The 17,851-nt window shown below is 71.9% G+C and carries 17 protein-coding genes and 1 pseudogene; 7 read left to right on the top strand and 11 right to left on the bottom strand.

Going from position 1 to position 17,851, the window contains the following annotated elements; all coding sequences use genetic code 11:
• The first annotated feature begins 103 nt into the window (after positions 1 to 103).
• Complete coding sequence (locus BSL84_RS00605) at positions 104 to 691, top strand: TetR family transcriptional regulator (protein ID WP_030027604.1); 588 nt, start codon at positions 104 to 106, stop codon at positions 689 to 691.
• Positions 692 to 910: 219 nt separating this feature from the next.
• On the opposite strand, the gene BSL84_RS00600 is transcribed toward BSL84_RS00605, so the two are convergent.
• Complete coding sequence (locus BSL84_RS00600; RefSeq protein ID WP_075969540.1) at positions 911 to 1,285, bottom strand: DUF6223 family protein; 375 nt, start codon at positions 1,283 to 1,285, stop codon at positions 911 to 913.
• 228 nt (positions 1,286 to 1,513) lie between these two features.
• Between BSL84_RS00600 and BSL84_RS00595 the strand changes: the two genes are divergently transcribed.
• Positions 1,514 to 2,641 (top strand): sensor histidine kinase, encoded by a 1,128-nt coding sequence (locus BSL84_RS00595; RefSeq protein ID WP_075969539.1) that lies wholly within the window; start codon positions 1,514 to 1,516, stop codon positions 2,639 to 2,641.
• Positions 2,638 to 3,306, top strand: a complete 669-nt coding sequence (locus tag BSL84_RS00590; protein WP_075969538.1) for a response regulator — start codon at positions 2,638 to 2,640, stop codon at positions 3,304 to 3,306. The genes BSL84_RS00595 and BSL84_RS00590 overlap by 4 nt, the downstream gene beginning before the upstream one ends.
• Before the next feature lie 100 nt (positions 3,307 to 3,406).
• Here BSL84_RS00590 and BSL84_RS00585 read toward each other — a convergent pair whose 3' ends face one another.
• The 4 genes and pseudogenes from BSL84_RS00585 to BSL84_RS00570 all read right to left on the bottom strand — a co-directional run bounded on the left by BSL84_RS00585 (position 3,407) and on the right by BSL84_RS00570 (position 6,236).
• Positions 3,407 to 4,768: an FAD-dependent oxidoreductase gene (locus tag BSL84_RS00585; protein WP_075969537.1), complete on the bottom strand. Its 1,362-nt coding sequence runs from the start codon at positions 4,766 to 4,768 to the stop codon at positions 3,407 to 3,409.
• Between the two features lie 71 nt (positions 4,769 to 4,839).
• The gene (locus tag BSL84_RS00580; protein WP_075969536.1) at positions 4,840 to 5,049 is read right to left on the bottom strand and encodes a hypothetical protein; all 210 of its coding nucleotides are present in this window, start codon (positions 5,047 to 5,049) and stop codon (positions 4,840 to 4,842) included.
• An 86-nt stretch (positions 5,050 to 5,135) separates the two neighbouring features.
• Positions 5,136 to 5,321 (bottom strand): annotated as a pseudogene (locus BSL84_RS36810) (hypothetical protein); the annotation flags it as partial.
• Positions 5,322 to 5,495: 174 nt separating this feature from the next.
• Positions 5,496 to 6,236, bottom strand: a complete 741-nt coding sequence (locus BSL84_RS00570; RefSeq protein WP_030035760.1) for a phosphate/phosphite/phosphonate ABC transporter substrate-binding protein — start codon at positions 6,234 to 6,236, stop codon at positions 5,496 to 5,498.
• 411 nt (positions 6,237 to 6,647) lie between these two features.
• Here BSL84_RS00570 and BSL84_RS00565 point away from each other — a divergent pair, with 411 nt between their 5' ends.
• Both BSL84_RS00565 and BSL84_RS00560 read left to right on the top strand, forming a co-directional pair.
• Positions 6,648 to 7,016 (top strand): ArsR/SmtB family transcription factor, encoded by a 369-nt coding sequence (locus tag BSL84_RS00565; RefSeq protein ID WP_030035761.1) that lies wholly within the window; start codon positions 6,648 to 6,650, stop codon positions 7,014 to 7,016.
• Positions 7,013 to 7,510 carry a GNAT family N-acetyltransferase gene (locus BSL84_RS00560; RefSeq protein WP_030035763.1) on the top strand — a complete coding sequence of 166 codons (498 nt, stop codon included), beginning with the start codon at positions 7,013 to 7,015 and terminating at the stop codon, positions 7,508 to 7,510. Before BSL84_RS00565 ends, BSL84_RS00560 begins: the two co-directional genes overlap by 4 nt.
• A 403-nt stretch (positions 7,511 to 7,913) precedes the next feature.
• Here BSL84_RS00560 and BSL84_RS00555 read toward each other — a convergent pair whose 3' ends face one another.
• The 6 genes from BSL84_RS00555 to BSL84_RS00535 all read right to left on the bottom strand — a co-directional run bounded on the left by BSL84_RS00555 (position 7,914) and on the right by BSL84_RS00535 (position 15,641).
• Entirely contained in the window at positions 7,914 to 9,578 is a 1,665-nt protein-coding gene (locus BSL84_RS00555) for a glycoside hydrolase family 64 protein (protein WP_075969535.1), read from the bottom strand.
• 130 nt (positions 9,579 to 9,708) lie between these two features.
• Positions 9,709 to 10,983, bottom strand: coding sequence for a glycoside hydrolase family 16 protein (locus BSL84_RS00550; protein ID WP_075969534.1), 1,275 nt, complete (start codon positions 10,981 to 10,983; stop codon positions 9,709 to 9,711).
• 953 nt (positions 10,984 to 11,936) lie between these two features.
• Positions 11,937 to 12,542, bottom strand: coding sequence for a hypothetical protein (locus BSL84_RS00545; RefSeq protein WP_075969533.1), 606 nt, complete (start codon positions 12,540 to 12,542; stop codon positions 11,937 to 11,939).
• 422 nt (positions 12,543 to 12,964) lie between these two features.
• Positions 12,965 to 13,099, bottom strand: coding sequence for a hypothetical protein (locus BSL84_RS37400; RefSeq protein WP_267894033.1), 135 nt, complete (start codon positions 13,097 to 13,099; stop codon positions 12,965 to 12,967).
• Positions 13,100 to 13,163: 64 nt separating this feature from the next.
• Positions 13,164 to 13,307 carry a hypothetical protein gene (locus tag BSL84_RS35915; RefSeq protein ID WP_159393491.1) on the bottom strand — a complete coding sequence of 48 codons (144 nt, stop codon included), beginning with the start codon at positions 13,305 to 13,307 and terminating at the stop codon, positions 13,164 to 13,166.
• A 123-nt stretch (positions 13,308 to 13,430) separates the two neighbouring features.
• Positions 13,431 to 15,641 carry a hypothetical protein gene (locus tag BSL84_RS00535; RefSeq protein WP_075969531.1) on the bottom strand — a complete coding sequence of 737 codons (2,211 nt, stop codon included), beginning with the start codon at positions 15,639 to 15,641 and terminating at the stop codon, positions 13,431 to 13,433.
• 475 nt (positions 15,642 to 16,116) lie between these two features.
• Here BSL84_RS00535 and BSL84_RS00530 point away from each other — a divergent pair, with 475 nt between their 5' ends.
• Complete coding sequence (locus tag BSL84_RS00530) at positions 16,117 to 17,022, top strand: endonuclease/exonuclease/phosphatase family protein (RefSeq protein ID WP_045322121.1); 906 nt, start codon at positions 16,117 to 16,119, stop codon at positions 17,020 to 17,022.
• Positions 17,023 to 17,061: 39 nt separating this feature from the next.
• The gene (gene cseB / locus BSL84_RS00525; protein ID WP_030035770.1) at positions 17,062 to 17,850 is read left to right on the top strand and encodes a two-component system response regulator CseB; all 789 of its coding nucleotides are present in this window, start codon (positions 17,062 to 17,064) and stop codon (positions 17,848 to 17,850) included.
• Position 17,851 lies beyond the last annotated feature (1 nt).

The following is a 17,851-nucleotide window of genomic DNA, read 5'->3' as shown; positions in this document are numbered from 1 at the left end:
CCGCCGGGGCGCGGAAAGACGCCCCGACCCCTAGTATGGGCAAGTGCCCAAACAGTATGGGCGAGCGCCCATACTTGCAACGGGCCGAGTGGAAGGGGCTGTTGTGTCACCTCGTGGAGTGGCGATCCCGGACCTGCGCGAGCGGCTGTTCGCGGCCGCCGAACGGGTCGTGGCCCGAGACGGCGCCGCCGCCCTGACCAGCCGCGCGGTCACCGCGGAGGCCGACTGCGCCAAGGGCGTCCTGCACACCCACTTCGCCGGCCTGGACGAGTTCGTCGCCGAACTGGTCCTCGACCGCTTCGCCCGCAGCGCCCGCCAGGCCGAGGCCCTGCGGGCCCACGTGGGACAGGCCACGGTCGCGGAGAACCTCCAGAAGGTCGTCGGGGCACTGTTGGACTCCCTGCCCCCCGCGGTCGTCGGCCTGGCGATGACCCGCCCCGCGGCCGCCTCCCACACCCGCGAGGGCTTCCGGTCCGGCGCGCCCGCGTTCGACGCGATCCAGCACGCCGTCACCGCCTACCTCCAGGCGGAACAGCACGCCGGCCGGATCCCCGCAGGCAGCGACACCGCCACCATCGCCCTCGCGCTCGTCGGCACCACCCACCACCTGCTGATGACCCGCAGCCCCGGACCGGCCGCCGAAACCGAGGCGACCACGCAGCGGCTGCTGGCCGTACTCCTCGGCAACTGAACACCCCCGCCGACACACGCCCGCATGAACCGCCCGCCCGCAGGCGGACCCCGTCCGCCCGGACCCGGCGCCCGGACCCGGCGCCCGTACCCGCCCGCCCGTACCCGCCCGCCCGGACCCGCGGTCCCGGACCCGGCGCCCGTACCCGCCCGCCCGCCCCGACCAGGGCCGGCCCGCCCGTCCCGACCCGGGGGCCCCGGCCCGCCCGTCCGGGCCGCGTCAAGCGCCCATCCGATCGGCGGACCGGCCGGCGCCGCGGCCGCGCCCCAGAGCCCGACGGCCGAGGAGTACGGCGCCCAGCCCCAGCGGGACGGCCACGACGGCGCCGACCAGCCCGTTGCCGGTGCCGGGCCCGCCGCGGGCGGTGGCCAGATGCAACACCGCCAGCACCATGCCGACCACCCCCACCGCGACGGCCGCCATCGCGCCGGTGCGCGCCCCGCCGGCCCCGACCCGGCGGCCGGCACGCGCCAGGACCGACCAGCCGATGGCCACCCCGAGCGCCCCCGCTCCGAGGGCCAGGTTCGCCCCGGTACGCCCGTCCCCGACGATCCCGCCCTCGGCGGCCGCCACCAGTACGGCTGAAACGCCCATGCCGCTCTCCTCCTTCTCCGTCGCCACGTCCGACCGACGTGCCCTGAGAGCATGCGCCCCGGCCCTCCCGCCGGTCGTCCACCGGACGCGGTCACTTCCCGCTGCCACCCGCGCCGCACCCGCATACCGCGAACGCGGCAGACGGCACGCGCGTACCGCACCCGCGGTAGCCGCCACCTCGTCCACAGGCCGGATCCGCCCACGACCACACCCGGCTACGGTGCCCCCATGGACAAAGGGCGGTTCACCGTCCCGGCCGGCGCCACCGACTGGGCGATCGCCGCGGGCGTGGCGGCACTGCTGCTGGGCACGGGGCTCTCCGGGCCCCACCCGGCCGGGAGCCGCGAGCTGCTCGGCTCCGCGCTGCTGGCGCTCGGCGGGCTGGCCCTGGCCGCACGCCGCCGCACGCCGCTCGCGGTACTGGCCGCCACCGGGCTGTGCGCGGCGGGATCCCTGGCATCCGGCTTCGACGTGCTCGCCGTCCCCTACCTGGTCGCCGTCTACGGCTCGGTACGCGCCGGGCACCGCCGCATCACACTGGCCGCCTCCGCGGGCCTGGTGGCCGTACTCCACCTCACCGCCCTCGTCCTCCACGACGGGCCCGCCCGCGAGGCCCTGGCACAGGCCCGGAGCACCCTTGAACTCGCCTGGCTGATCGCCGCGTTCGCCGCCGGAGAGGCGGTGCGGCAGGCCGAACGGCGCGCGGACGAAGCCGAACGCACCCGGGAGGAGACCGCCCGCCGCCGGGCCGACGAGGAGCGGCTGCGCATCGCCCGGGAACTGCACGACTCGCTCACCCACCAGATCTCGGTGATCAAGGTGCAGTCCGAGGTCGCCGTCCACGTGGCCCGGCGCCGCGGCGAGCAGGTGCCACAGGCCCTGCTCGCCATCCAGGAAGCCGGCCGGGAGGCGAGCCGGGAGCTGCGCGCGACCCTCCAGGCGCTGCGCGACGACGACACCACCCCGCCGCACGGACTCGACCACATCCCCCACCTGGTGAAACGGTTCCGGACCACCGGCCTGGAGACGACACTGACGATAGAAGGACACCCGCACACCGTGCCGGCCGCGGTGAGCCGCACCGCCTACCGGATCGTCCAGGAGTCGCTCACCAACGTCGCCCGGCACGCCGCGGCCACCACAGCCTCGGTGCTCATCGACTACCGGCCCGGCGCTCTCACCATCCGCGTCGACGACAACGGAAAGGCCGCCGCGCAGCCCGCACCGACGCCCGGCCTCGGCCTGCTCGGCATGCGCGAACGCGTCACGGCCCTGGGCGGCCGCCTGCACACCGAACCGCGCCGCGAGGGCGGCTTCACCGTCCAGGCCGCACTCCCCACGAACGGAGCCTCGTGATCCGCGTCCTGCTCGTCGACGACCAGCCGCTCATCCGCAGCGGCTTCCGCGCACTGCTCGACCTGGAGGACGACATCGAGGTGGTGGCCGAAGCCGCCGACGGCCGGGAGGCCCTGGCACTCGTCAAGGAGCGGCTGCCCGACGTCGCGCTCATGGACGTCCAGATGCCCCTCATGGACGGCATCGAAGCGACCCGGCGCATCGCAGCCGACCCGGCCCTCGCCGACGTGCACGTCGTCATGCTCACCAACTACGGCATGGACGAGTACGTCCTGGAAGCACTGCGCGCCGGCGCCGCCGGCTTCCTGGTCAAGGACATCCTGCCGGAGGACTTCCTGCACGCCGTACGCGTCGCCGCCCGCGGTGACGCCCTGCTCGCGCCCACCATCACCCGCAGACTCATCGACCGCTACGTCACCCAGCCACCGCCCGCCCGCACCGGCGGCGGCAGCGGGCTGAAGGAGCTGACGGACCGCGAACGCGAGGCCGTCGCCCTGGCCGCGCAGGGCCTGTCCAACGACGAGATCGCCGACCGGCTCCTCATCAGCCCCGCCACCGCCAAAACCCACGTCAACCGCGCCATGACCAAGGTCCACGCCCGCGACCGCGCCCAACTCGTGGTCCTCGCCTACGAATCCGGCCTGGTGACCCCCCGCACCCGATAGCACAGGCGAAGCACCCGGCTGCTCCCGATCACCACGTCAGCGTCGCCGCGACCGGACCCCCGTCCCGGCCGCGGCCACGCCGCTGTGAAGACCGCTCGCTTCAGCGGCCGTCGGCGCAGGCGGGAGCGGCGCCGATGGTGAGGGCGGCCGGGGCCGCGCAGCACCCGCCGCCGGTCTCCGCCGCGGCGGGCTCGTCGAAGAGGCCCGCGCCGCCGCACACGCCGGTCTCCGGGAGGGCGAGTTCGACGCGTTCGGCGGCTTCGTGGTCGCCGGCGAGGTGTGCGGCGACGGAGCGGACCTGCTCGTAGCCGGTCATGGCCAGGAAGGTCGGGGCGCGGCCGTAGGACTTCATGCCGACGAGGTAGAGGTCCTTCTCCGGGTGGGAGAGCTCGGCCCGGCCGTGGGGGTAGACGGTGCCGCAGGAGTGCTGGTTGGGGTCGATCAGCGGCGCGAGGGCGACCGGCGCCTGGAGGCGTTCGTCGAGTCCGAGGCGCAGCTCGTCGAGGAAGGCCAGGTCGGGGCGGAAGCCGGTCAGCACGATGACCTCGTCCACGGCGTCCAGGCGGCGTCCGTCCTCGCCGACCAGGACCAGGCGGCCGCCGGCGTCCCGCTCGAAGGCGTCGGTACGGAATCCGGTGACCGCGTCGGCGTAGCCGCCGTCCACCGCGGCCTTCGCGGCCAGGCCGAGGGCGCCGCGGGCGGGCAGCTGGTCGGCCTCGCCGCCGCCGAAGGTGGAACCGGAGATCCCGCGGCGCAGGATCCACGTCGCGTGCGTGCCGGCCCCGTCGCCGGACTGGGCGAGGTCGGCGAGGTAGGCCAGCGCGGTGAAGGCGGAGGCGCCGGAGCCGATGACGGCGGTGCGCCTGCCCGCGTAGCGGGCCCGCACGGCGGGGTCCTTCAGGTCGGGGACGCGGTAGGTGATCCGGTCGGCGGCCGCCTTCTCGCCGAGGGCGGCGAGGCCGTCGGCGCCGGCGGGGCCGGGGGTGGACCAGGTGCCGGAGGCGTCGATGACGGCGCGGGCGAAGAGCCGCTCCTCACGGCCGTCGCCGGTTTCGGTGTGGACCACGAACGGCTGGGTGTCGCGGCCGGCGTCGACGATGCGGTCCCGGCCCGCCCGGGAGACGCCGGTGACGCGGGCGCCGTAGCGGACCCGGTCGCCGAGGGTGTCGGCGAGGGGCTGGAGGTAGCGGACGGCCCAGTCGCCGCCGGTGGGGTAGGCGGCCGGGTCGGGCTTCACCCAGCCGGCCTGCGCGAGGAGCTTCTCGGCGGCCGGGTCGACGACTTCGCCCCAGGTGGAGAACAGGCGCACGTGCGACCACTCGCGGGTCGCGGTCCCGGCGTGGGGGCCGGCTTCGAGGACGAGGAAGTCCAGGCCGCGCTCGTCGAGGTGGGCGGCGGCGGCCAGGCCGGCGGGGCCGGCCCCGATCACGACGACGGGCAGCCCGGTGGTGGTCTCGCTCATGAAGTGTCTCCGATGTTCAGCGGCAGGCAGGCAGGCAGGCGGGCAGGCAGGCAGGGGAGGGGCGGGGTGGGTCAGCAGCAGCCGGCGCCGTCGGCGCCGGCCTCCCGCCTGGCCTGCGGGCCGCAGCAGGCGCCGGCCGCGTCCGCGTCCTCGCTGGTGCCGCAGCACGGGGAGGACACGGCGGGATCCGCCTCGGCGACGGGCCGGACGGGGACCGGGCCGCAGCAGGAAGCCGCGGTCCCGGCGCCGTCGGGGGTGGTGGGGGTGCCCTGCTCGTCCATGACGACTCCTGGTGTTTCGATGTCCGTCTATGTCTTACGTGATCAGCATGACGCCTGCATCGACAGACGTCAACATAGACGTTCATCTAATTATTGGGAGAAGGTGGCGGCCCGCTGTCCGACTCGGCCCGTAGGGCCATCGGTTCGGGCGGTTCGGTGTCGTCGCCCTCGACGACTGCTGCGATCTGACGGGCGGCCTCGGCGGGTGTGAGGTGCGTGGTGTCGACGACCTCGGCCTCGGCGTGCAACCACGTGCGGGCCGCCTCGGTGTAGGCGCGAGCGGGGCGAGCGCGTCGACGGGCGCCCCGCTGGACTGCAGCGACGCCCGGCCGGCCGGGATCTGGGCGCACAGCGGGGGAGGCCCGCGGGATCCGGCGTCGGCGAGGCCCGCGCAGGGCCGCACCTCCCCCGGAGGGGGCGCAGTCAGCGCCGCTGCCGTCCGGGATTCAAGCGATTGCCTCCTCGGTGATCCGGAGAGTCTCCTCGACCGCCGCGGCGTCGTAGGGAGCGAACCCGGAGAAGAGGACAGACTCGTTCTTTGCCGATCTGTAGTTCAGCAAGAAATCTCGGACGGTCGTGCGCAACTGAAGTGAGGCCTCTTTGCCGGCGATGAACAGAGGTGTCGGCAGGTGGTCTCTCCGGGCGATCGTACGAGTCGTTTCAGCGTAGGCCGGTTCTTTCAGCCACACGTCTTCCTGAATGAACGTCGCGTCCGCCGAACCTGCCACGACCGCCTCCACCTGCCCCTCGTAAGGCGGCGTGATGACGAGTTCACCGAAGAACTCATCGATACGGCCTCCCAGGTCATGGACCAGCAGCATGGGCGCAAGAAAGCTCGTCGTGCAGAAGCGGTGCGCTATGGCCAGCCGCTTGCCGCGAAGATCTCGGGCATCGGTAACCCCGCTACCCGCCGGGACGATGAGCACGCTCGGGATGCCGGTGGTGCCGTCCGCCGCGTAGACGGCGCTGGCGATCGGCTCGTACACGGGGTCGGCGCGCAGGTGGAAATAGTTGAGTACGGGAAGATACGAGAACGTCGCCATATGCTCTTCGAGCTGCTTGGTCAGCGGAGCCATGTCGCCGTGATATCCGCAGGCGCGAATGCTGTGATCCTCAAGGAAAACGGACCATTCCGGGGAATCGACCTCCAGCCTCAGATTCGCATCGTACAAGAATGTCGCGGTCATCGATCCTCCCGTGAAGTGCGAGAGCCACCATCCAGTCTCACCCCTCGCGAAAAGGCCTGCAGGGCGTTGACGGCTCCGGCCTGCTCGCCCGGTTCCCGAGTGCAGGCCCGGCCCCGCTCGACCGCCGGCCCCGTGTCCGCGGCCCCCGGCCACGGCCGCGTACCCGCCCACCGGCAACAGTCACCTGGGTTGCGCGTGCCACGATCACGAGCGGCCGGCCGTCCTGGGGAAGGCGGTGTAGAAGCCGCGCACGTCGTTCTGTTGCCCCAGCAGGCCGCGCGGCGGGTACAGCCGGAACCGCTCAGCCGTCGGCCCGGTAGGCCACCGCATTGGCCGACGGGTGAACGGGCACCGCTGATGGCTTTCCGCCACCACCAGTACGACTGGTTCGACATGTGTCAACATAGACACATGTCGAACGTGAAGGTCCTGCCGCTGCTGGATCCCGACGCCGTCGCGTGCTGCCCTCCGCTGACCGAGCGCCCCATGTCCGCGGACGAGGCCGAGGCCGCCGCGAAGATGTTCAAGGCCCTCGGCGACCCGGTCCGCCTGCGCCTGTTCTCCGCCGTCGCCTCCCACGAGGGCGGAGAGGCATGCGTGTGCGACATCTCCGACGTCGGCGTCTCCCAGCCGACCGTCTCCCACCACCTCAAGAAGCTCAAGGAAGCCGGCCTGCTGTCCTCCGAGCGCCGCGGAACGTGGGTGTACTACCGCGTCGAGCCTGCCGTCCTCTCCGCCATGGGCGCGCTCCTGGCCGGCGCCGCGAAGGCGGCGGTGTGAGCCAGGTGCGGATCGAGGCGCTGCTGCCTGAGCACGCCGATCAGGTCCTGGCGATCTACCAGGCCGGGATCGACGAGGGCAACGCCACCTTCGAGACGCGGGCGCCTGAGTGGACGGCGTTCGACAAGGGCAGGCTGTCCCAGCACCGCTTCGCCGCCCTCGATGGCGACGGGCGGGTGCTGGGGTGGGTGGCGGCGAGCGCGGTCTCGGACCGCTGCGCGTACGCGGGCGTGGTCGAGCACTCCGTGTACGTCCACCCCGACGCCCGCGGCCGCGGCGTCGCCCGCGCCTTGCTGGACGCCCTGATCGCCTCCACCGAAGCCGCCGGGATCTGGACCATCCAGTCCGGAATCTTCCCCGAGAACACCGCCAGCCTCGCCCTCCACCAGCGCGCCGGCTTCCGCGTCATCGGCACCCGCGAACGCATCGGCCGCCACCACGGCACGTGGCGGGACGTGATCCTGCTGGAACGCCGCAGCACACTCGTGGAGTGAACGACCAGCGGACGACCCACGCGTCCTCGACAACGGCCACCGGCTGACGGGGGTAGACGCCCAAGGACGTCGAGGCCGCCGGCAGGACGGCCTCGAACACCGCACGGGCCGGACAGGCGACGACATGGGCGCCCGCCCCCTGGTGCACCAGCGAGGGCGGCACCCCGGACATCAGCCCGGGGCTGAGCCGGCGGACGCCGGGCTGTTCGATCTGTGCAGCCTGTGCAGTCTCCGCAGCCTGCCGACCGCCGGGGCGTGCTCCGCGCCGACGGGCCAGTCGGCGGCGGCGCGCCGGAGCCGACCAACTCCGGGTCGAGTTCACCGACATCGACTACTCCGACGTCTCCTTCTGCCCCCCGCCGGCAAGCCCGGGCCGACCGGCACCCGCACATGAGCACCCCGGCTAGGCGAAGGAGAACCAGTTGACGTTGACGAAGTCGGAGGACTGGCCGCTGTCGAAGGTCAGATAGACGTCGTGGGTTCCGGTGGTGCGGCGGATGTCGGCCGGGACGGTGCGCCAGGCCTGCCAGCCGCCGGTGTTGGCGACGGCGAAGCTGCCGACCGGGGTGGCCGTGGGGCTGCCGAGGCGGACCTGGACCAGGCCGCTGACTCCGCCGGCGGCCCCCGAGGCGACGCGGGCGTCGAAGCGGGTGGCGCCGGTGGAGCCGAAGGCGACGGCCGAGAACTTGAGCCAGTCGCCGTTGGACAGATGGCCGACGGCGGACCCGCCGCCGCTGTCGGAGCAGGACTCGACCTGTGCTCCGGACTGGGCACTGAACGCTTCGGCCTGGATGGTGGTGAAGGCGCCGACCCCGCCGCCCGGACCGGTGGCGGTCGGCGTCGGGGCCGGTGTGCCGCCGCCGGCCACACCGCCGACCGTGATGGTCCAGCGGCCGGGGGAGCCGGACTGCACCTTGCCCTCGAAGTCGACTCCGGCGGGGTGCACGTCGTCGTACGGGAAGGCGTACCCGAGATGGTCGGGGGTGGTGTCGTGCAGGATGCGGGAGTAGTGGTTGGTGCGCGGCCGGGTGTAGAAGGCGGCGGGATTCTCGCCGGTCGGCTGGTGGGGGTTGTCCAGCAGGGTGGTGCGGTTGAAGGCGGCGGCGAGCCGTGCGCTGAGATTGCCCATCAGGTCGTTGCCCGTGGTGAAGGGCGCGTCGCTGCAGGAGAAGATCGAAAGGGTGGACGGCTTGGCGAAGCCGCCGACTCCGGGGAAGGCGAGGACATCGCCGTTCACCCGGCCGGTGACGGTCCCCCAGGTGAACTGGGTGTCGACACGCAGGTCGGTGGAGCGGTACTTGTTCCACACCTCGTCCACGTAGCTGTCGAAGTAACCGCGGAACAAGGCGTTGTTGCCGCGGATCGCCAGATTGGGGCTGAGTACGCGCACGTCGCGGCCGCCCGCGGTCACGATCAGCCGGCTCCAGTCGCTGCCGTCGGCGGCGGACTGGGCCCGCAGCGCGGCGGCGACCCGGGACAGTCCGTCGGCGGGCAGCCCGCGCACCGTCTGGGTGCCCTGGCCGGTCTCCAGTTGGAAGGCGATCGGCAGCGAGACCATGTCGACGAACGTGATGTTGGCGTACAACTGGTCGCTGTTGAAGGTGAATTCGCAGAAGTCGTGAGCGACGTTCGCGTTGGGGTCGGTGGGGTTGCTCACCGACGGCAGGGCCAGACCGCCGCCGCGGTTCACCAGGAAGGTCAGCTTCGCGCCGACGGAGAAGTAGATACGGCCGCTGTCCAGGCGCGGCAGCGTCACCCTCCGCGCTCCGGCGCCGGACGCGTTCAGCTCGATGGCACAGTCGACCCCGAGCGGGGTCTGGTCGTTGGCCGGAGCCGGCGGGTGGTACAGGCTGGAGCCGTTGGCCTGGATGAAGGCCCAGGCGCCGCCGGCCGCGGGGTCCCGGCCGAGCACATAGGCGTACACCGTGTTGCTGCCGGTGGTGTTCACCAGGTCCAGGGGGAGCGTGGCGGCGGTGGTCGCGTTGGCGCCCATCTCCAGCCAGGCTGCCGCGGCGGGTACGGCCAGGGCCAGGCCCCCCGTCACGGCGAGGAGCTTTCTGCGGGACATGGTGCGTTGGTGGCGAGCCGTCACGGTGGGGGTCCGTTCTTCGTGAGGTCGGGCGGGGGAGCGGCCGGACGCAGGGGCGGGGGAGAAGGGGGGAGAAGGTGGGAGAAGGGAGCGGGGCGGGGCCGGTGGGTCAGCCGACCGTCCACTTCTGGTTGGCGCCGCCGGTGCAGGTCCAGGTCTGCAACCGGGTTCCGTCGGCGGAGGAGTTGCCCTTGGCGTCCAGGCACTTGCCCGCACCGGTGTTGGTGAGGTCACGGGCGGCGGTGTACGTCCACTTCTGGGCGTTGGTGCCGTTGCAGGTGTAGAGCTGGACGACGGCCCCGTCGGCGGTGGAGCCGCCCGCGACGTCCAGGCACTTGCCGAGGGCGCGGACGGTGCCGTCACCCCCGATGGTCCACTGCTGGGCCGGACTGCCGGTGCAGTCGTGCAGCTGGATGGGGGTGCGGTCGGCGTCGGAGCCGCCGGCGACGTCGACGCACATGCCGCCGATGCCACGGATCGGGCGTGCGGCGGGGGCGTCGGCGGAGGAGGCACGGACGTAGTCGACGGTCATCGTCTGCGGAAAGGACGTGGAGGCGTCCGGGCTGCCGGGCCAGTCCCCACCGACCGCCAGGTTGAGGATGACGAAGAACGGGTGGTCGAAGACCCACTTGTTGCCGCCGATGCCGGCCGGCGTGAGCGTCTTGTACGTGGTGCCGTCCACCGACCAGACGAGGGAGTTGGGGCTCCAGTCGACGGCGAACACGTGGAAGTCGTCGGCGAAGGCACGGCCACCGGGCAGGTTGTACGCGGCGCCGATGCCGCCCGCTCCGGAGTAGCCGGGGCCGTGCACCGTGCCGTGCACGGTGTTGGGTTCGCGGCCGATGTTCTCCATGATGTCGATCTCGCCGCTGCCCGGCCAGCCCACGCTGCCGAGGTCGTTGCCGAGCATCCAGAAGGCGGGCCAGATGCCCTGACCGCGCGGGATCTTGATGCGGGCCTCGAAGCGCCCGTACGCCTGGGTGAAGGTCTTGGCGGTGTTCAGCCGGGCCGAGGTGTACTGGCACTGCCCGTACCAGCAGCCGAGGCCGGCGTCGGTGTTCTTCCGCGCGGTGATGACGAGGTTGCCCTGGCCGTCCAGCGCGGCGTTCGAGGTGCTGTTGGTGTAGTACTGCAGCTCGTGGTTGCCGAAGCCCGAACCGCCGGTCTCAAGCGTCCACTTGGCGGCGTCAGGAGCGCGGCCGGCCGGGCCGTCGAACTCGTCGGACCAGGTCTGCGCGACAACCGAGGCGCCGGCGGTCGCGGCACCGGCGGGCGGGGCGACCGAACGCGTGAAGGACATGAGCACCGCCGCGACCAGGGCGGCGGTCACGAGGAGCACCACTCCGCCGAGAGAGCGGCGACGTGCGCGATGAGCAGCAGCCATGGGCATGCTTCCTTGTCTGGACGGAGGAGGGGGGACCGGGACCAGGCCGGGCGAGCCGTGAAGAACGACGGGTGGGTTCGAGAGCGCTCTCAAGCGTGACGCAATGTCACCCGAGACAGCGAGTATTACGGAGGGGTAACCGTCATGGCAACGTCAGACGCCACCCCTCGCACGCCCCTGAACTGCGGTTTTCTCCTTGCGGCCTTCGGCTTAACGATCCCTTAAGGCTGGCTTGATGCAGAGATGTGTGAAGAGAAGGGTGTCTCAGAACTCGCGCGATCACCGGCCGTATGGCCGCCGCAGGTCCTCCGCCGGCCCCGTACGAAAAGCCGGGTGACAGGGCGGCAGGTCCTTGCGGGTGCTCGCGCCCGGCGCCGCGCCGAACTGCGCCTCGACGGCCAGGGTTCAGGGTCAGGCGGTGTGAGACCCTCGTCGCGCCGATCTACTTCCGCCTCGTGTTCACCGACCGGTCGACGAGACCACCGCCGACCGTGCGCAGCACGGGGGCAGTTGGGGCGCTCGCGCCGCCGGTCGGACGGCTCCACTGCGCCCGGACACAGCCACGGCACGGCAGGTCGCCGGGCATCTCACCGCAGCCCCGCCCGGACCCGTGGACGGGGGCGAAGTTCTCGGCGACGCGGGGGAGTCGCGACGTTGACACCACCCCCGTCCACCCCGCCCGGGTGAGCCAGCGAAGAAATGCGTGCGGTGGTGCGCCGGAGTGCGTGAAGCGACCCATAACCGCGTGACGGAACCGTACGGGCCGGCGCCTCACCCCGCGACGGCCCACATGGCTGCGCACACGGGGCGCTGACCGTTCAGCCACCGAGCCGGACAGCTGAGCAGGCGATGACTGTCGGCTGTCGGCTGTCGGCGCGGAGGAGGCCGATGACATGGGGGAGTGGGTCAGCTCTGCTGAGCGGGCTACTGAGCAATCGGGCGACGCCGTGTGGTCAGTGGACCATGAGACCGGTGGTGGTGATGTGAACGGTCTGGTTGTAGCCGACCGGTTCCTTGCCCTGCGAGACCTTCTCGCACTTGTACTCGGTCTTGCCGAAGGGAACGAGTACGGCCTTGGGGATGTCGTTGCACAAGGCGTAGTCGAGGGTGGAGTCGTTGCCGAACATGAGGCGTGCGACGCCGTCGCGGGTCACCAGGCCCTGGGCGGGGAAGGCCGTGTACTCCACGACGTTCTGGGACCAGCCCTTCTCGCCGATGGTCACGTTCCAGGCGACTTGCACGCCTTCATAGGTGACGGTGCACGTGACCGTCGTACCCGGCTTGGACTCCATGTCCTTCGGGCACTCGCCGGTGAGCGCACCGGTGGCGTTGGCCATCGTGAGGGTCTTGCGCTGCAATTCGTAGATCACGTTCTCGGCGAAGGCGGCGTCGGCGGCCGGCGAGGCCGTCGGTTCGAGGCTTCCCATCTCCGGCTTCGTCAGCTTCTGCGGCAGCAGCGGACCTATCGGTTCCTGCTTCGCGCCGGTGCCGGTACCGCCGCCGCATCCGGTGGCCAGCAGGCACACGGCACCGAGCGCCGTGATGATCTTCATTCGCATTGCCGCCACCCTACCGGCGGCAGCACCCGCAGTTTTTGCTCATCGAGCAGCGCGTACCGCCGGCCGGCACGGCCACAGCGGCACCCGAGTGCCGGCGGCTTCACCGATCGCACCGAACGCCATGGGCGTGCCGATGCTGGGACGGACGGGCATGACCCTGGCGTTCGGGATGAGCCAGGCCCTGCGGGCCCCGCAGCCGTCACCGACGATCGCTGCGGTCATGGTGGTCCCGTGCCCATGGAAAACGTGCGGCGGACACTTCTCATCCGGGCGGCTGACCGGCGGCGGCTCCATGACCGAGACGCCCGGAGGGACCCTTCCCTCCAGCTCCGGAAGATCTTTGACGCCGCTGTCGATGGCGGCCCCCGTGATGCCGGCGCCGTCCGCCACCTTCCACATCTCCCAGGCTCGTGTCTTCGCGACTACTCCGGCAGGTCGCTGTCGGCGGCGGCCGCCGGCACTGCCATGCCCGCCCAGACCCCGGCCGCGACGACCATGGCCCCGCCGTACGCCACGACCCGCGTCGACGTACTTGCCGCAAGGTGCTGGTACGCCATGCGGTGGCGCATCCCGTTGCACGCCGAACCGCCGACGAAACGGCGAGGATTTGCCCGTACCGCCTCAGGCGAGGGCGTAGACCACGATCATGAAGGTGAAGGTGATCGCACCCGCAGCGAGCAACACGGCAGCCACCGCCAAGACAGCCATGGCCACACGCTCCACACCGCGACGGTGGCCGGCAGGTTTCCACTGGCGCTGGTTCATGATCACAGCCTGCGGCAAGCGGCCCCCGACCGCATGAGTACGTGTACTCAAGTTCCCGAGGACCAGCCGGCCCGTCGAGTACCCGGCCGGTGGCCCCCGGGGCCGACCGCGTCAGGCCAGACCTCACGGGGCGGCCTCATTCCGGTCAGGAGACGGCCCGGGGGCTTGCGCACGCGTCAGGATGGAACGGCAGGTGCGCTGGATCTCCAGGTCGACGGCGATGCTCCATCCCCAGGGGCTTCCCCCACGGCGGGGCTGTACGAGCGCGGAGCGGACCTGGGGGAGGGCGGGGTGCGCTGCCCGGCCCATGCGGTTGAGGCAGGCGACGGCATGGCGTGCGGTGGAGTCGTTGTCCTTCCAGGCGGCCAGCAGCGCCGGGACGACGGCGGGGGCTTCGTCCTCCCCGCCGATGTCCCAGAGCGCTGACGCCACATGGACCAGGGTCCAGGAGTCGTTCAGCACGGCGGAACCGTCCTGCTCGTTTCGCGCGTTCTGTTCGAGTTGGTCGTTCAGCATCTGGCGCAGGCGCGGCAGCACGGCCGCGGCGGGAGGCCCGATCCGGCCGGCAAGGTTGACCGCGTCGGAGTTCCGCTTGTCGTCGAGGAGGCGTTGCAGCAGCGGAACGACCTGCTCGGGACGGCGCTCAAGTTCCCAGACGGCACTGGTCGCGGCCGTACGAGTTCCCTGATCCTCCACCTCGGCGAGGGGGCGGACGGTCTCCAGGGCGGTGACGGCGCGGGGGCCGAACGATGCGAGCGCCTTCACGACGGGTGCGGCCGTGTGCCACTGCCCCCGCTGGACGGCGGCATTGACGGCGCCGATGAGCGCGGGCACGGCGGCCGGGTCGCCGAGTGCGGCGAGCGCAGAAGCGAGAGAGGTGGGACTGACGTCGGGCCATTCGCGGGAGGGGTCGATTCCGGCGAGGAGGCGGATGAGCCGGGGCGTGAGTTCCGCGGCGGCCTGGGGCATCAGGCGGGCCGCGTTCACGGCGCGCCAGGCGTCGATGCCGGTGTCCAGTGCGGTCAGCAGCCCGGGCAGGGCTCGCTCGTCGCCGAGTTCGGCGAGTGCCAGGACCGCCTGCTGGTGGGCGCGGCGCAGTTCGGCGTGGGGGCTGGCCCAGGCATCCGGTCGTTGTGTGATGCGGTGGGTGGTGACGTAGTCGGCGAGGGCTTCCCGGGCCGGTTCGGCAAGCCGGCCCAAGGCCCCGAGCGCCTCGGCCGCAGCCGCCGACGTGTAGGAGTCGCGCGGCAGCAGGCACTCGGCGAGGAGCCGCACCAGAGGAGTGTGGTCTCCCCGCCAGGAGGTGATCAGCTTGCGTGCCATGTCGATCGCGTCGTACCGGGTGGCCGCATCCGGGCTGCGCAGCTGCTCGCAGAGCAGAGCGGCCCGGTCCTCGACACGCGCGTCGAGGACCTCGTGGAAGGTCACCAGCAGGGACGTGGTCGACGCGTGGACCCGGCCGCGGCGTTCGAGGTCGGCGAAGGCTGCCGCAACGTGCCCGGGAACACCAGGGCCCGGCCCGGCCTCGGGAGCACACGTGCACGGCCCCGTCGTCGACCCCGGGCTCACGTCTGCTTCCCCGCTCTCCTCGGGCAGGGACCTCGGCGTGATCCGTCGGAGGAGCCCGATCGCGGTGGGCACCGTGGTGGCGTCGATGGACTCGGGGACGCAGCGTGCCCGCTGCACGAGCGCCGCAAGACGGACATCGGCATCCACCGCCAAGCCGTCGGCGAGGAGATCGAACCATGCCCGCGCTGGTTCCCGAGCCGCCGGGAGCCGCAGCGCCAGATCGCCCATCGTCCTGATCACCAGCAGCCGCTCCATGACACCGCCCCCGGCGTCGAGCCGGTCCCGAAGGACCCCTACCGCCCGCTCGGCGTCGTCCAGGAACAACCCCAGTCCCGCGATCGCGGCCGAACGCACTCGCGCGTCCGCATCACAGGCGTAGCCGACGAACACCTCGCCACGCCCGCGCACCAGCGCCGCGGCGTCCTGGTAGGCAGTGGTCTCCTCACCGTCGATGCCGATCCATACACCGCCCACCTCGTCCCGATCGACGGCTTCCCGGCCGATGCTCACGATCAGCGCGACCACCGACGCCCGATCAGGTGTGGAAGGGCTGTCGGCCATGTCGAACAGAAACGGCAGACTGGCCACCGTGCACGGATACACGTCCCCCTGATGATGGGCCGCGCCGTAGAAGCTGCCGAACGCCTTCTCCCGGACCTCTTCATCGGGCGAAGCCATGCCGCGCAGCCATTGCGGAACATCACCGGCCGGCCCGTAGGCGTGGCCGAGGGACGCCCAGTCGATGCTTCCCAAGTCGTTGATCATGCCCGGCACTATGCCGGGCAGCACTGACACCTCGAAGCAATCGCTGGCCCCCCGATCTCGCCCGCCGCAGCTGTTGCCGCCGAGGCATCTGCAGTACCGCTCACCTGGAAGCCGTGGCGGAGGCGTTCGCGAACGACTAAGGCCAGGCAGCTTCCTTGGCCGCAGGGGATGGCCGCTTGAACCGGAGCACTCCGCATGACCGATACCCAGCTGAAACGCAACTGCGGGCCCCGCGAAGGGGCCTCCTGACGCCCTGGAAGCCCGCCTCGCCGACGCTGTGCCGGTACCGGATCACCGGCTTACGAGACACCGGAAGGCAGATGCCGTGCTGAGCACTCCGTACCGTTCCAAGGCCTCCAGGAAAGCGGAGCCGCCTGCCCCGCCTCCGCCTCCGTCCGCCATCCGCTGCCGCGTACGCGTGCCCACCGGCCGCGGCCTGCTGATCGCCGCCGGCGCGGTGTGCGCGGCCCTGACCATGGCCCTGCACACCTGGATCCCGAACGCGGCCGTCAACCTCGGCAGCCTGGTCCAGACCTTCCTGCCCTGGGCCGGCCTGAGCGTCCCCGTCCTCCTCGTGGCGGCGGCGGTACGCCGCTCCCGGCTCGCCGCCGTCGCCGTCCTGGCCCCCGCGACCGTCTGGGCCTGCCTTTTCGGCGGGACCCTCGCCGACAAGCGAACCGAGCGAACCGAGCGAACCGAGCGAACCGAGCGGTCGGAGCGGTCCGGCGGCGGCCACTTCACCGTGGTAAGCCACAACGTGGACGAGGACAACCCCGATCCGGCGCGGACCGCGCGAGCCCTCGCCGCATCGGGCGCGGACGTGCTGGCCCTGCAGGAGATGTCCTCGAAAGCCACGCCCGCCTACGAGCGCGAGCTCGCCGCCGGCTATCCGTACAGCTCCGACACCCTCGGCGTCAGACTGTGGAGCAAGCACCCGCTGAACGGCGTGGAAGCGGTGCCGATCATGCCGTGGACGCGAGCCGTACGAGCCACCGTCGAGACCCCCCACGGCCCCGTCGCGGTCTTCGCCGCCCACCTCGCTTCGGTACGCCTGACCCCCGACGCCGGATTCACCACCGACCGCCGCAACGATGCCGCCCGGAAGCTGGCCGCGGCCGTACGGGCGGAGCCGCTGGCCCGGGTCGTCGTGATGGGTGACTTCAACGGGACGGCGGACGACACGGCTTTGCGACCGGTGACCTCCCAGCTGACCTCCGCACAGCGCGAGGCGGGCGCCGGCTTCGGCTTCACCTGGCCCGCTCCGTTCCCCCTGGTCCGCATCGACCAGATCCTGGTGAAGGGGATGAGCACGACCTCCTCGTGGACCCTCCCCGCTACCGGCAGCGACCACCTCCCCGTCGCGGCCTCCCTCCGGCTGTGACCGCACCACAGACCCCACTGACTAGGATGGACCACACAAATGTCCGTTTCTGAGCAGGTAGGTGGCGTGCCGGCACCCCGGGTCCCAGACCCCGTCAGCGTCCTCGTCGTCGAGGACGACGCCACCATCCGCCGCGCCGTGCAGCTGTCCCTGGAAAGGTACGGCTATCAGGTCGCGGTGGCCGCGAACGGACTCGACGGCCTGGAGGCGTTCCGGGCCGGCAGCCACGACCTGCTGATCCTGGACGTGATGCTGCCCGAACTCGACGGCATCGGCCTGTGCCGCCGCATCCGCGAGCAGAGCCTGGTCCCGGTCCTGATGATGTCCGCGCGCGGAGACGCCCTCGACGTGGTCTCCGGACTGGAGGCGGGCGCCGACGACTACGTCGTCAAACCCGTCGACACCCCCGTCCTCGTCGCCCGCATCCGGACGCTGCTGCGCCGCGCCACCTTCCGCCCCGCCCAACCGCAGACGACTCCGGCGCGCGGGACCGGACCGACGAACCCCGCCCCCGCCTCCGCGCACACCGGGACGACCCGTGCCGAGCTGGTCTTCGGGGACCTGTCCGTGAACACCCTCGGCCTGGAGGTACACCGGGGCGGACAGCCCGTACCGCTGACCCCAACCGAGCTGCGGCTGCTGCTGGAGTTCGCGGCAGCCCCCGGCACCGTACTCGACCGCCGCCGCCTCCTGCGGGACGTGTGGGACTACGGCTGGGAGGGCGACACCCGCGTCGTGGACCTGTGCGTGCTGCGGCTGCGCAAGAAGATCGGAGCCGAGCGGATCGAGACCGTCCGCGGCTTCGGCTACAAACTCGTCCGCGACTGAG

It is taken from the genome of Streptomyces sp. TN58, assembly GCF_001941845.1.
Lineage (GTDB): Bacteria > Actinomycetota > Actinomycetes > Streptomycetales > Streptomycetaceae > Streptomyces.
This window is presented reverse-complemented; position numbering and strand designations above follow the sequence as displayed.

Bases quoted from the DNA above. Each gene is read 5' to 3' on its own strand.
- BSL84_RS00600 (WP_075969540.1), bottom strand. From the start codon at position 1,285: ATGGGCGTTTCAGCCGTACTGGTGGCGGCCGCCGAGGGCGGGATCGTC.
- BSL84_RS00595 (WP_075969539.1), top strand. From the start codon at position 1,514: ATGGACAAAGGGCGGTTCACCGTCCCGGCCGGCGCCACCGACTGGGCG.
- BSL84_RS00585 (WP_075969537.1), bottom strand. From the start codon at position 4,768: ATGAGCGAGACCACCACCGGGCTGCCCGTCGTCGTGATCGGGGCCGGC.
- BSL84_RS00580 (WP_075969536.1), bottom strand. From the start codon at position 5,049: ATGGACGAGCAGGGCACCCCCACCACCCCCGACGGCGCCGGGACCGCG.
- BSL84_RS00570 (WP_030035760.1), bottom strand. From the start codon at position 6,236: ATGACCGCGACATTCTTGTACGATGCGAATCTGAGGCTGGAGGTCGAT.
- BSL84_RS00565 (WP_030035761.1), top strand. From the start codon at position 6,648: ATGTCGAACGTGAAGGTCCTGCCGCTGCTGGATCCCGACGCCGTCGCG.
- BSL84_RS00555 (WP_075969535.1), bottom strand. From the start codon at position 9,578: ATGTCCCGCAGAAAGCTCCTCGCCGTGACGGGGGGCCTGGCCCTGGCC.
- BSL84_RS00550 (WP_075969534.1), bottom strand. From the start codon at position 10,983: ATGGCTGCTGCTCATCGCGCACGTCGCCGCTCTCTCGGCGGAGTGGTG.
- BSL84_RS00545 (WP_075969533.1), bottom strand. From the start codon at position 12,542: ATGCGAATGAAGATCATCACGGCGCTCGGTGCCGTGTGCCTGCTGGCC.
- BSL84_RS37400 (WP_267894033.1), bottom strand. From the start codon at position 13,099: ATGGCGTACCAGCACCTTGCGGCAAGTACGTCGACGCGGGTCGTGGCG.
- BSL84_RS35915 (WP_159393491.1), bottom strand. From the start codon at position 13,307: ATGAACCAGCGCCAGTGGAAACCTGCCGGCCACCGTCGCGGTGTGGAG.
- BSL84_RS00535 (WP_075969531.1), bottom strand. From the start codon at position 15,641: ATGATCAACGACTTGGGAAGCATCGACTGGGCGTCCCTCGGCCACGCC.
- BSL84_RS00530 (WP_045322121.1), top strand. From the start codon at position 16,117: ATGGCCCTGCACACCTGGATCCCGAACGCGGCCGTCAACCTCGGCAGC.
- cseB (WP_030035770.1), top strand. From the start codon at position 17,062: ATGTCCGTTTCTGAGCAGGTAGGTGGCGTGCCGGCACCCCGGGTCCCA.